This window comes from Enterococcus montenegrensis (genome assembly GCF_029983095.1).
Lineage (GTDB): Bacteria > Bacillota > Bacilli > Lactobacillales > Enterococcaceae > Enterococcus_C > Enterococcus_C montenegrensis.
Genome location: NZ_CP120467.1, coordinates 117,531 through 129,785 on the forward strand (window position 1 = coordinate 117,531; position 12,255 = coordinate 129,785).

The 12,255-nt window shown below is 38.3% G+C and carries 12 protein-coding genes; all 12 read left to right on the plus strand.

All coding sequences use genetic code 11. The features are described 5' to 3' along the window. The first annotated feature begins 48 nt into the window (after positions 1–48). The 12 genes from P3T75_RS00515 to P3T75_RS00570 all read left to right on the plus strand — a co-directional run bounded on the left by P3T75_RS00515 (position 49) and on the right by P3T75_RS00570 (position 12,180). Positions 49–756 (plus strand): DUF5105 domain-containing protein, encoded by a 708-nt coding sequence (locus P3T75_RS00515; protein WP_282461935.1) that lies wholly within the window; start codon positions 49–51, stop codon positions 754–756. 189 nt (positions 757–945) lie between these two features. Next, positions 946–1,413: a Dps family protein gene (locus P3T75_RS00520; RefSeq protein ID WP_206903195.1), complete on the plus strand. Its 468-nt coding sequence runs from the start codon at positions 946–948 to the stop codon at positions 1,411–1,413. A gap of 596 nt (positions 1,414–2,009) precedes the next feature. Continuing rightward, positions 2,010–4,670 (plus strand): pectate lyase-like adhesive domain-containing protein, encoded by a 2,661-nt coding sequence (locus P3T75_RS00525; RefSeq protein WP_282461936.1) that lies wholly within the window; start codon positions 2,010–2,012, stop codon positions 4,668–4,670. Between the two features lie 8 nt (positions 4,671–4,678). Next, positions 4,679–5,029: an LPXTG cell wall anchor domain-containing protein gene (locus P3T75_RS00530; RefSeq protein WP_206903197.1), complete on the plus strand. Its 351-nt coding sequence runs from the start codon at positions 4,679–4,681 to the stop codon at positions 5,027–5,029. A gap of 28 nt (positions 5,030–5,057) precedes the next feature. After that, on the plus strand, positions 5,058–5,726 hold the full coding sequence (locus P3T75_RS00535) for a WxL domain-containing protein (protein WP_206903198.1): 669 nt from the start codon (positions 5,058–5,060) through the stop codon (positions 5,724–5,726). Positions 5,727–5,788: 62 nt separating this feature from the next. After that, the gene (locus P3T75_RS00540) at positions 5,789–6,568 is read left to right on the plus strand and encodes a WxL domain-containing protein (RefSeq protein WP_206903199.1); all 780 of its coding nucleotides are present in this window, start codon (positions 5,789–5,791) and stop codon (positions 6,566–6,568) included. Positions 6,569–6,587: 19 nt separating this feature from the next. After that, positions 6,588–7,325 carry a WxL domain-containing protein gene (locus P3T75_RS00545; RefSeq protein WP_282461937.1) on the plus strand — a complete coding sequence of 246 codons (738 nt, stop codon included), beginning with the start codon at positions 6,588–6,590 and terminating at the stop codon, positions 7,323–7,325. 178 nt (positions 7,326–7,503) lie between these two features. Beyond that, the gene (locus P3T75_RS00550; RefSeq protein ID WP_282461938.1) at positions 7,504–8,601 is read left to right on the plus strand and encodes a DUF916 and DUF3324 domain-containing protein; all 1,098 of its coding nucleotides are present in this window, start codon (positions 7,504–7,506) and stop codon (positions 8,599–8,601) included. After that, complete coding sequence (locus P3T75_RS00555) at positions 8,576–9,343, plus strand: class A sortase (RefSeq protein ID WP_282461939.1); 768 nt, start codon at positions 8,576–8,578, stop codon at positions 9,341–9,343. The genes P3T75_RS00550 and P3T75_RS00555 overlap by 26 nt, the downstream gene beginning before the upstream one ends. A gap of 21 nt (positions 9,344–9,364) precedes the next feature. After that, on the plus strand, positions 9,365–9,952 hold the full coding sequence (locus P3T75_RS00560; protein WP_282461940.1) for a hypothetical protein: 588 nt from the start codon (positions 9,365–9,367) through the stop codon (positions 9,950–9,952). Beyond that, positions 9,936–11,411 (plus strand): helix-turn-helix domain-containing protein, encoded by a 1,476-nt coding sequence (locus tag P3T75_RS00565; protein WP_282462548.1) that lies wholly within the window; start codon positions 9,936–9,938, stop codon positions 11,409–11,411. The genes P3T75_RS00560 and P3T75_RS00565 overlap by 17 nt, the downstream gene beginning before the upstream one ends. Before the next feature lie 241 nt (positions 11,412–11,652). Continuing rightward, positions 11,653–12,180, plus strand: a complete 528-nt coding sequence (locus P3T75_RS00570) for a GNAT family N-acetyltransferase (protein ID WP_282461941.1) — start codon at positions 11,653–11,655, stop codon at positions 12,178–12,180. The last annotated feature ends 75 nt before the right edge of the window (positions 12,181–12,255 follow it).

Here is a 12,255-nt window from a genome sequence, read left to right on the forward strand (position 1 = left end):
AATGTTTTAAAATTAGCAGCTATTTATCAAAAGATTGGGAGTGTTCGTATGAAAAAAATCTGGATACCATTCATGCTAGTGGCATTATTTGTTTTAGCGGGGTGTAATAAGGCTATTCCTGCCAAAGAGGCGGGTGAGCTGTTCGTTGATCGCGTCGTCTATGACGAAGATACGAAAAAATTTACAGAAAACTTTGCGAATGGAGAAGAATTGAATAAAGGCTTTAAAGAAAATGAGGCCAATTTCAAAGATAATTTTACAGCGGGGTTAATCAGTGTCGGCGATGCCGTTTCCAAAGATGAAGCCAATGAATTAACGGAATTATTAAATCATCAAATCAAAGAAGTTACTTCCTATGACGTAAAGGTAAAAGAAGCAGGTAAAATCTCCAATGTGACATATGAAGTGAAGGGTCTAGATTTTGCTGCCATCATGAAGGAAACTTCAAAAGGGATTACGCAAAAAATGATTGCAGATAATAAACTAGCCAACGATCAAAATAAGATTATTGAAGAAACGTTACAGCTGTTAAGAGAAAATATTAAAACAGCTAAAGCCAAAGAAACAGCTGTTCCGATTATGATCGAAATGAAACCTGAAAAAGGAAAGTGGACTATTGTCAGAGGACAAAGAGACCAAATTAATAATTTATACTTTGCCTTTGTAGCGGGTGTTAAAGATCAAGAAACACTGACAAGTGATTGGAATAAAGCGATGGAAGAAGTCGCAAAAGAAGTACAAGCAGAATTGAAATGATCCAATGACCTCTTGTTAAAAAACAAGAGGTCATTTTTAAAACGGGGGATTTTCAGTAAAGATTCCGCAAATTTACTTATTTTTTAAAAGTATGACAAAATTTGAAATAACGCCAAAGAGTGTTTTGTTGTACTTTTTTCCGATTTCATACTATCATTTTAATGTAAACAATTTGAAGGAGGATGAAAAATGAAATTTGCAAAAACAAAAGAAGTATTAAACCAATTAGTGGCAGACTTAAGTCAAATGTCAATGGTTATTCACCAAACTCACTGGTATATGCGAGGACCTGGTTTCTTGACATTACACCCAATGATGGACGATTTCATGGATGATGTGAACGACCAATTAGATGAAATTTCCGAACGCTTAATCACATTAGATGGCGCTCCTTTTTCTACATTGAAGGAAATGGCTGAAAATACTAAAATTCCTGATGAAGTAGGTCGTTGGGACCGTTCAATGGAAGAACGCTTAGCTACTTTGGTTGAAGGTTACCGCTATTTGGCTGACTTATACCAAAAAGGGATTGAAGTATCTGGTGAAGAAGGCGACGATCCAACGCAAGACATCTTCATCGAATTCAAAACAGCAACAGAAAAACGCATTTGGATGATTCAAGCACACTTAGGCAAAGCGCCTGAAATTGATGCTTAATATTTAAATACTATCTAAAAGATTCAGCGATGTATGTCGCTGGATCTTTTTTTGTTTAAAAGAAAAGCTCCTTACTCAAAAAGCAGCTTTTTAAGTGAGGTCTCATCTTGTTTTAAATGAGTGTGTTAGTAAACACTGAAAAATGAATATCACAGATTTTTATCGAAAACGAACTTTTCTTAAATTGCGTTTTTCACTGGATGAAAATGTATGTATCAAAGTTATGGAAAGCGCTTTTAAGAAATATCTATCATAAATTCATAATATTTTTTACTAAAAATTAATATTATTTTGGTATAGACAAAAATTTAAAATTAAAACTAGAATCTGATTTTTATTTCATAGTTATTTTTTGTTTTTTGGTTTAGTTTTTATAAAAAGGTATTTTCAATAAATTTTGATAAAATATATTATTTAATAATGTAATATAACGATTATTATTATGAGTGATTTGATTAAAAAAGACTCATTTTGGTTTGGGCTTTTTGCGACTGTTTTCTTATTTATTATAAGATAATTGTCATTTTAAACGAAAAAAATATAAAAATAGAAGAATTATCGTGCTATTATTTAGACCGTGAAGGAGGTGAATGAAAATGGTGCGGCGCAAAATGAAAATTTTTTTATTATTCACTATTTTGCTTTCTAATTTGATTGCTCCGCAAGTACAGGCAGTTCAAGCAACTTCAACAGATGAAACAAAGGTCACTACAGCCACGAGCGATGAAGGGAACCATGAATTTTCGACTAGCCAAAATGAGATTATCGACTCTGCAGAAAAAGCAATCTCCACAGAGGAGACCAAAGAAACAGCAGTCGGTGAAAAAGAGCCAACAGAAGTCACTACGCAAACCGAAAATAAGGTACAGGAGAAGACGACAAGTAGCAGCGAGCAGGTTGAAAAAAGAACAAATGCGTCTGCAAGACTGGCAGCAAACGAAGCAGAAGTAAGCAATTGGGCGGATTTTGTTAGTGCAATTCGTAATGAAACAATTACTAAAATTACTTTAACAGCAAGTTTTTCGAATCCGAATTTTTCGGATACGACGCTTTCCTCCTATCCCAGAAAAAATGATTTAGAAATCGACGGTAAAGGCAATCGTGTTGATTTTAGAGACTCTTCTATTTATCTGACTACACCGCAAAATGCAATCGGGAACTTTCACATGCACGATATTACATTGAATCAAACCTACGCCACGGCTAACTCAGAAGACATTGTCGGCAATCGTCTTGTATATGGTGCAAATTGGCGATATAGATTTGGGAATATCACCACAGAACCCGGGGTACAACGTTTAGCTCGAGCTCCTTATTCAGAAGTGCGTGTTTATGGCAAGATGAACATCAGTACGCGAGCAGAAAACTTTTATTTGGGCAGTATGATTATGGAAGATGGTACGCAATATGTAGGCACTGTTACTGTTTATGATTATTCCGTCTTTTGGTATAACGTGCCGCCGGTTGCAGGAGCAACAGGTGCGTCTCAAGAATTTACTATCGGCAAGAATTGTCGCGTAGATGTTGGTCAGGTACAAACAGCTGGCCGGACATATCCAGCAGTTTATCTTTACTATAAGGCAATCACAGTCGGGGAAAATAGCGTCTTTAACGTGGATATGCCAGGTAATGCGGTTCGGTTTGACAACGAGGGTTCTGGCATGACGATAAAAAAAGGTGCGATCGTCAACTTGACGAGTAAACAAGTGGCGGGGTCAATTGTCGCGTTTAGTAACAACAATACCTATTTAACTGCAGAACCCGGTAGTTATTTTTATGTAATTGGCACAAGTAATCAGCCGTTAATTAATCTTTCGGCTGACGGCGCGGGAACAGCAAGTGTTGTCCGTTCAGGAAATAGTTTTACTTTAAACAGCCCTGCCCAATATGATTTACGAAATTTGAATGATACACAAACAGCGGTGAGTGTTTCATATCCAAATGTGGCGAACAATAATTTTACTATTTTAGATTCAGATATTGACTTGTGGAATGTTGGGGTACCCGTTTTAGGACCATCTAGTGAAACTTACGCGAAAGTCTCAAGTCTAGTTGTAACGGGTAATGGTACACAAGAAGTGGTGAACACGTCTGACAGTAACTTACAGCAGTTTAAGCAAGCGAAATATCGGCGGATTTCAGGGATGAATCAGAATCCTAAAATTGAATGGACACCGATAACGGATGCAGATAAAACGATTAAAGGGCGAGTGGTAATTGGGGAAGTACCAGATAATAACGGTTTAGTTGATGGGGAAATCAAATATATTCCGGTGTATGCTTCAGAAAATCAAGCGCAAGTTACATTGACAGATACCCACGGAAATGTTCGGGCTAATCTTGCTACTGACGATAACGGTTATATTACGTATACGGATACGAGTGATCCAACACAGTATCAAATAGCTGGCAAAGAGATAACGGGTATCGCTACAAGAGGGCCTTGGGTTACACCAGCAGCGATTGCAACGATAGTTATTGATGCTACACCACCAGAACCCGCTAAGGTGGATAATGCAAACGACATTCAAAGCATTACACCAAAATTAACGGGAACTGGGGAGCCTAACAGCATTATAACATTAACAGTAAATGATCAACCACAAACAATTCCAGCACAAGTTGTTTCAGCTGATGGAAAATGGGAAATAGATTTATCCACTTTAAACCTTGTAAGAGGAGACGTTCTCCAAATATTTTTGCAAGATCAAAGCGGATTAATTACACAACTCAGTGAAGCACAACGACCAAGTACAAACGACAATATTGGGAATATCAATCCTAAAAATGATATGAATTATCGCGATGCAACCTTCAAGGCGGCTACAAAAGTTACGCTGGTAGGCTATTTGTCTTTAGCAACGGTACCGGATTTACTTGAGTTTGGTGCAAATCAAATTTCTAATCAAAGCCAAGCCTACCATCCTACGGTTAGTGGTCAATTGACCATTTCAGATTCAAGGAGCGATGGTAAAAAACCATGGCGTTTAACACTGAAACAGTCAGATACGCTAAAAAATGGAGCAGTTTCATTGGAAGATGACTTAACGTACACTTCTTCACTGGGGGAAAAACAAATTACAACTGCGACTCAAATAGTGGAATCTGGTGAATTTGCCACAGACGGCACCAAAGATATCTCTGAAGCGTGGACAGGAAATCAAGGCTTCAAATTAACTGTTCCTGTCGAAAAACAACGTATCGGCGACTATACAGGAAAACTATCATGGCAGTTAGAAGATGTCCCAGGAAGTTAGGTGAGTAGATGAAACGAGTATTAATAAACGGCGTACTAGCGATATTGCTACTATTCACTGCGGTACCGGTTTTTGCGGCAGAGGCTAACTATGATAGTAATAGCGTTACTTCTTTTTATGGCAAATATGAATATAAAAAAGAAGATACTAACAAGAAGAAGGAAGTAAATTTGACACCTGGTGGCCAAACGACCAATTATGCCAGCACTATACCTACTTATAAGGGCCAGGAAGTGATTATTCCATTGACAGGTGATACTTCTTACCACTTTGCTTCCATTCTTGGGTTAGTACTGTTAGTACTAATTTTTTTCAAGCTAAAGGAGGTCGAGGACACTGAAAAACATTCAAATATTTAGTTTCCTTTGTTTGCTCTCTTTTACGCTAATGCAAGGAGAAGTATTGGCAGCCGATACAGGTACCCATATGAATTACCAAAGTAGTAATGATGTGACCGTTAAACCACTAGATCCACTTTTACCAGACCCTGCAAAACCAGTAACACCAATCGATCCGACTGATCCAAGCGGGCCGGTCGCTGGGACAGGTGGCAGTCTTTCATTAGATTTTGCGTCGGGATTTCAGTTTGGGGAACAGGCAATTTCTACCAAAAATGAAATATATTATGCACAACCGCAAAAATATGTTGATTTTGACGGAGTAGCAAAAAAAGGGCCCAATTATGTGCAAGTAACAGATATTCGTGGCACGGGGGCTGGTTGGAAATTGACTGTTAAACAAGTCGCGCAATTTCAGACAGATGAAGGCCAAGTTCTAAATGGTGCAGAGCTTTCCTTTAGCCAAGGGGAAGTGATTTCAAACCTCGCCACTGACTTGTCGCCGACAGCAGTAACCTCCTTTACACTTCCTATTAATAGTGAAGTGCCTGTTGTTACGGCAAATACAGAAAAAGGTGTTGGGACTTGGCTTTATCGTTTTGGTTCAGATGAAATATCTGGTGGGAAATCGGTTGTATTGCAGGTTCCAGGGAAAACGGTTAAGTACGCTAAAAAGTATCAAACGGCGCTAACTTGGACCTTAAAGGACGTGCCATAAATTTATAAAATTAAAGAGAAATAATAAAAGGAAAATAACTCAAAACGTTAGGAGTAATAGACATGAAAAATATCCGCTTTATGACAGTGGCAGCTCTAGCAGCTTTATCACTTTCGATGGCTGGTGGGTTGGTTTCTCACGCAGCTTCAGTAGCTTATGATTCAAACGGGGTGGTGGAATTTATTCCCAATCCAGATCCCACCAAACCAGTTGATCCCACCAATCCAGATCCTACCAATCCGGTTGAGCCAGTCGATCCAACAGATCCAGACGGTCCAAAACCTGGTACCGATGGCCCATTATCCATTGACTACGCTTCTTCTTTAGACTTTGGGATAAATAAAATTACCAATAGTGATCAAGTGTATTATGCACGGGCACAACAATATAAAGATGGGACAGCCGCAACGCCGAATTATGTACAAATCTCAGATAATCGCGGGAATAACGCCGGCTGGACTTTAAAAGTAAAACAAAATGGTCAATTCAAAGCTGCAAGTGCGTTAAATGATACATTGACTGGTTCAGTAGTGAAGTTAGTGAGCCCGACAGTTGCGAGTAATTCAACTGCGGTTCATCCAACCGCAGCCAGTGTGATTGAATTAAATCCAGATGCCAGCGAAAGTTTGGTTATGTCGGCTAAAGCAGGTGAAGGTGCCGGAACTTATGTTGATCGTTGGGGTAGTGTTGAGACTGTTAAAGAAACAGACAAAGATGGGACACAAGTAGATGCGCAAGTAACCAAAGCTATTACGTTATCTGTGCCAGGTAGCACACCAAAAGATGCGGTAAAATACAGCACGACATTAACATGGAGTTTGTCTGACGTACCAGGAAATTAATAAAAAAGGAGCAATTACAATGAAAAAAATTGGTTATTTATTTCTAACAACAAGTATTTTAGCAGGCGTGGCTCTAAGTGGTACGACAGCTTTAGCAGCCGATGGCGCCAATTATGATTCAAATGGGATTATTACGTTTACACCAAACACAGATCCCACTAATCCCGTTGATCCAATCAATCCAGTAGACCCAGTGGAACCCGTTGATCCAACAGATCCAGCTGGCCCAAATCCAGGAACTGCTGGCCCATTATCGATTGATTATGCTTCAAGTTTAGATTTTGGCTCGCAAAAAATTACGTCTAAAAACGAAGTCTACAAAGCAAAAGCACAAAAATATGTGGACAAAGATGCCGTAGAAAAAACAGGACCTAACTTTGTGCAAGTAACAGACAACCGGGGGACAGAAGCTGGCTGGACGTTACAAATGAAACAAAATAATCAATTTAAAACAGCTGATAATGAAGAATTAACTGGGGCTGAAATTGTTTTTAAAAACGGCCATGTCGTAACGGCTTCTGATTCAGCAGCGCCTACCGGTCAAGCGACTATTATTGCTGATCCAAGTGGTGCTTTGCAAGATGTAATGTCTGCAACAGCAGGGCAAGGTGCCGGGACCTACTTACTAGATTGGGGTACAGATGCTACCACAGCAGCAGAAAGTATTGAATTAAGCGTACCGGGGGCAACAACGAAATACGCTAAAAAATATACAACCACCTTTACTTGGGTGTTAACTGACGCACCAGGAAATTAAGTTTTAAGACATGGGAAATAGAATAAAAAATTAAAATAAGACAAAATACCCGGACAATAGTAGATAAACGTGCTAAAAACGCTGTTTATGGCGTGATTTTTAGCATAGAGAAATGTCTCAATTGTTCGGGTAATCTGTTTTAATTACTAACTATTTTTTCATTGAAAGGATTATAGAAATGAAGGTAAAAAAAATAATCATGTTGCTAGCAGCCGTTTTTTGCTGTTTGTTATTACCACAGCCGAGTTTTGCCTCGGAGTTTAACTTTGCTGTGACACCAAAGACTTCTGCTAATCAAATTGATAAGACAAAGACGTATTTTGATTTATTGTTGGCACCAAACCAAGCAGATGAATTGTCCGTTGCATTACGCAATGACACGGAACAAAAAGTAATCGTAGAAGCTCAAATCAATAGTGCCACTACTAATGGCAATGGGGTTGTTGAATACAGCCAAAATGAGATTAAAGCAGATGAGACGCTGCAATATAATATTAAAGACTTTGTAAAAGCACCAAGTGAGGTTAGCTTGGCGCCTCATTCAGCAGCGGAATATAAAATTAAAATACAGATGCCCAATGAGAAATTTTCTGGTGTAATTGCCGGGGGCATCACGTTTAAAGAAAAAGCCGCAAAGACAGATAATTCCACTGCCAAGCAAGAAGATAAAGGCTTAGCAATTAAAAATGAGTATTCCTATGTTGTGGCGTTATTGATGCGCCAAACTACAGATAATGGCGCGCCGAACTTGAAACTAACGAAGGTCGCCGCAGATCAGCGCAATGCACGAAATGTCATTCAAGGGAATTTACAAAATCCTAATCCTACCTATTTAAATCAATTAGCGACAAAAACAACGATTAGCAAAAAAGGCAGTGATACAGCACTTTATACGTCAGAAAAAAAAGGCATGCAAATGGCACCAAATTCCAATTTTGATTTAGCTGTAGCATTAAATGGTGAAGCTTTAAAAGCCGGTAAGTATACCATGAAAATCGAAGCCTATGGGCAGCAAGATGAAAAAGGACAGTTTAAATTTATTGGAGATGGTCATAAAGAAACCAATTATCACTACCATTGGTCATTGTCAAAAGACTTTGAAATTAAAGCTGAAGTAGCCAAAAAATTAAACGACTCAGATGTCACCATCAAAAAAGACTATACCTGGGTATATATTTTAATCGGTATTTTATTGCTGCTCTTGTTAATTTTGTTCTTTATTATTTGGCGCAGAAAGAAAAATAAAGCAGATGATGAAGCAAAAAGTTCAAATTAGTCTGATTTTATTGTATGTCCTAGCAGTGACCCTGCTTTTTTTACCTTTTTTAAAGCAGGCATTGTTAATTTATCAAACCGATAATGTCACACTTAAAACAAGTCCTTTGCATACAAGTGAAGAAAGTGTGGCTTTAGAAGCTGTGCAGCCACCGGATTTAGCTGATGTTTTAGCGTTTAAGAAAACGGCCGTCTTCAAAGAAAGCGGCGGGATAACATTACCGGCAGTAGGAATCAGCGTGCCTGTTTTTAACGGTGTGACCAACCAAGAACTATTAGTAGGCGCAGGTTCGCTTTTTCCAGAGCGCTCGCCACAAGATCATAATTTTGTCTTGATTGGTCATCATCTTGGGCGTGAGAACTTGCTGTTTGGCAAATTACTCCAGGTGAAATTAGGCGATAGCATTTATTTACGCTACGAAAATAATTTTTATCATTACAAAGTAAAGGAAACAAAACTCGTGCATCAAAGTGAACTGCAAGTTCTGGATGATCACAATCAAACAGAGATTACACTAATCACCTGCGATAAACCAACGCAAACGCAATGGCGCTATGTGGTGTACGGCAAGCTGGTTCAAAATAATACCCAGTCGCAAATAAAGGCACAAATGGTAAAACAGGCAAAAACGATTACGCGAAAAAATCAGCAACAAAATCGCTGGTATGGCATCGGCGTTATCGTATCGTTTTTACTTTGCTTGGTGCTGGGAATTATCATCATTAAAAAAATCAGTTCATAATTTTAGAAAAGGGGTGATGTAATGAGAAAAATGACGCGTTCGGTCTTTTTAGCAGTAGGAGCTTCAATTTTCTTGTTTTCAGAACACGCCTTAGCCAATACGGTTATTTATGATCCATTAGATCCGCATAATGCGATTACACCAATCGCAAATGAAGAACAAAAAATTGAAACCAATAACACCCAAAAGACAGATGGAAAATTAGCATTGGAGAAAGAGGCAGATAGGTTACCTATCGTTGTCTCGCCAAAATCCGCTAAAAAAATAATAGAGGCAAAAAAAGTGATGCAAGACGTAGTGCCAAAAGACGCTTATTTATTAGATAAACAACAGACAAAAAGTAAAAAAACAGCTGTCTTTCCAAGTGAGCCTTACTACTTATCACCTTTACAAGGGCGGAGAAAAAATCAAGTTTTAATGCTTAATGACGAATTTTTTGCCCCCATGGAAATCGCAGCGTTATTGCCAGAAGGAAATGCAACTGGAGGAGATGATGCCGATGAATGGACAGAAATTGCGCAAAGTGCCTATGTATTATCGGGGTTGGTATTGTACGGTCAAGGAAATGGAAAATTAGAAGCGAGAGTGAGTGATGACTTTGCTGGCTAATTTTTTAGCAAAAGAAGAGTGGCGTAAATATCAGCTCTTGAAAAAAGTAGAACGCAGCCCGTATTTTGCTTTAACAAAAAAAGAATTAATGGAAGAATTAGGAATTTCCAATTATGTATTAAAAAGCCTGATTGATCAGCTGATTTTAGATTTGGAACACTATCAGCTGGCACCAGAAATAAATCTTTTTGTCGAGGAACCTTTTTTGCAACTGGAAATTACCGGAAGTGCAAGTTCTGAAACGTTGTTAGAAAAATACGTGGCAGAATCAACGAGTTTTCAAATTTTAGCAGGGGCTGCTTTAGGGCAGTTCAAATCCTTGAATGATCTTTCCGAAAAAAAGTTGATCAGTTACCCAATTGCCCATAGCAATTATAAAAATTTGAATACGTATTTAAAAAATTTCGACATCACGATTGATAAAAAGTTTCGTTTAACCGGTAAAAGTGAAAAGAACGTGCGCTTATTTTTAACCGAGTTATTTGCCCGGATTTTTAAAAATGATCAAGATATTTATCCTGTGGCCGACCAAAATATGATTCAAACGAAATTAGAAGCGTTGGATTTAATCAAAATGACGATGCATCAAAAAATGAAGTTGATGCATTACTTACACGTAACCAATTTACGTATTCAGCAAAAAAAGTATGTAGAGTGGCAAGACTTAAGTTTTCTGTTGCCGGAAAATTTGGAAAAAGAAATGCAAACAGCCTTTTTTTACCGGGTTCCTTCGCAATACCGGGAGGCTGAAGCGGCGGCGTTTTACTGTTATTACGGGGCGCGTTCCAAAGAGATCGGATTAACATTTGCACTTGCAGAAAGTCCACAGATCAATCAATGGAGTCAAAACTTACTTGCGCAATTAATTCAAACTTTCCCAAAACTAGTCAAGGAAACGGAAAGTTTGGCTGGATTTTTGACCCGTAGCCGTTATTTACATTTTCAATTGTTAGAGACAAGCACGGCATTTGAAAGTATTCAGCCGGAAATAAATATTATTTATTTTCAGCAAAATTTTCCGCGCGTATTAGCATTTTGCAGGCGGTATATCAGCAATCTTAAGCAAACAGCACCTGATTTGTATCGCAAGAAAAAACAGCTTTTACTGCAGTATCTCTTTTTAATTTTGGATTCGTTTCCTAAAAAATTGATTTTGGAAACGATCAATGTGTATGTCGATTTTTCATACGGCAATTTGTACAACCAATTTATCGTAAAAAACCTCGATTTTTTTAAACAGATCGGCGCAAATGTTGTTCCGACAATCAAGGATGCGGATATTCTACTGACAGACTCACGGGAGTTAGGGCAGGATTACCAAAAAGATTGTGTTGTCTGGTTAGCACCGCCACGACCTTTGGATTGGGCCAACTTGGCTCAAAAGGTAATTCAAAAAAGAGAGGCCAAATACAATGGGGAGAATTTAACTGCCGCAGGGACTGGTGGTACTTACAAATAATAGTAGCAAATTTTTTGGGGAAGTTTGCTACTATTATTTGTGCTTTTCAGCAGTAAAGAGGCCGCTAATTTTTACTAAAAAATTGATTGATTTCCTAAGATTATCACTGTTAAGAGACGTAAAATAGTAGAAATTAAGCTCAAAAGCTGCAGTTATGGCAAAACATTTCTGCATTTTAGCTTCGACAATGGTATAGTTGAGTTAAGAAAATACTTAGAAATTTGGCTAAGAAGGTGAGCAGATGGCAGTAAAAACGCGTTTGGCAAACGAGGCTGAAAAAGAGGCGGTTATAGCTTTTTTTAACAAAGGAATGGCACAAATCAATTATCCAATCGTAAGTTGGGTACCAAAAATCTACCCACTGGTAAGTGATATGACAGCCTCCTTGTCTAAAAAGGAACTTTATGTCGCAGAAATTGACGGTCAAATTGTTGGTAGTGTTATTTTAAATCATGAGCATGAAGTAGAATATTCCGAAATTGCTTGGGCAAATCAACACCTTTTGGATGAAGAGTTTTTAGTCATTCATACGCTATTGGCAGATGCTGATTTTAAAGGTCAAAATATTGGGCGTAGTTTGTTAGCGTGTGCTAAAGAAGTTGCGCGAAAAAAAGGCTGTCAGGCCATTCGCCTCGATGTCTTTGCGGATAATTTACCGGCAAAAAGTCTCTATGAAAAATGCGGTTACTTATGGCGGGAGCGTAAAGAATTGCGTTCTTTTGATGACCGGGGCACAGATACGTGTGATTTGTACGAATTGCTACTCTAAAAAATTTACAGCAGACGTCTTTTGACAGGCGTCTTTTTTCTTGTTAAAATACAAACATGCGTTCGGTTTGTCTTG

Coding starts and splice junctions, on each gene's coding strand:
- P3T75_RS00520 (WP_206903195.1), top strand. CDS start 946: ATGAAATTTGCAAAAACAAAAGAAGTATTAAACCAATTAGTGGCAGAC.
- P3T75_RS00550 (WP_282461938.1), top strand. CDS start 7,504: ATGAAGGTAAAAAAAATAATCATGTTGCTAGCAGCCGTTTTTTGCTGT.
- P3T75_RS00565 (WP_282462548.1), top strand. CDS start 9,936: ATGACTTTGCTGGCTAATTTTTTAGCAAAAGAAGAGTGGCGTAAATAT.
- P3T75_RS00545 (WP_282461937.1), top strand. CDS start 6,588: ATGAAAAAAATTGGTTATTTATTTCTAACAACAAGTATTTTAGCAGGC.
- P3T75_RS00525 (WP_282461936.1), top strand. CDS start 2,010: ATGGTGCGGCGCAAAATGAAAATTTTTTTATTATTCACTATTTTGCTT.
- P3T75_RS00560 (WP_282461940.1), top strand. CDS start 9,365: ATGAGAAAAATGACGCGTTCGGTCTTTTTAGCAGTAGGAGCTTCAATT.
- P3T75_RS00535 (WP_206903198.1), top strand. CDS start 5,058: ATGCAAGGAGAAGTATTGGCAGCCGATACAGGTACCCATATGAATTAC.
- P3T75_RS00540 (WP_206903199.1), top strand. CDS start 5,789: ATGAAAAATATCCGCTTTATGACAGTGGCAGCTCTAGCAGCTTTATCA.
- P3T75_RS00530 (WP_206903197.1), top strand. CDS start 4,679: ATGAAACGAGTATTAATAAACGGCGTACTAGCGATATTGCTACTATTC.
- P3T75_RS00555 (WP_282461939.1), top strand. CDS start 8,576: ATGATGAAGCAAAAAGTTCAAATTAGTCTGATTTTATTGTATGTCCTA.
- P3T75_RS00515 (WP_282461935.1), top strand. CDS start 49: ATGAAAAAAATCTGGATACCATTCATGCTAGTGGCATTATTTGTTTTA.
- P3T75_RS00570 (WP_282461941.1), top strand. CDS start 11,653: ATGGCAGTAAAAACGCGTTTGGCAAACGAGGCTGAAAAAGAGGCGGTT.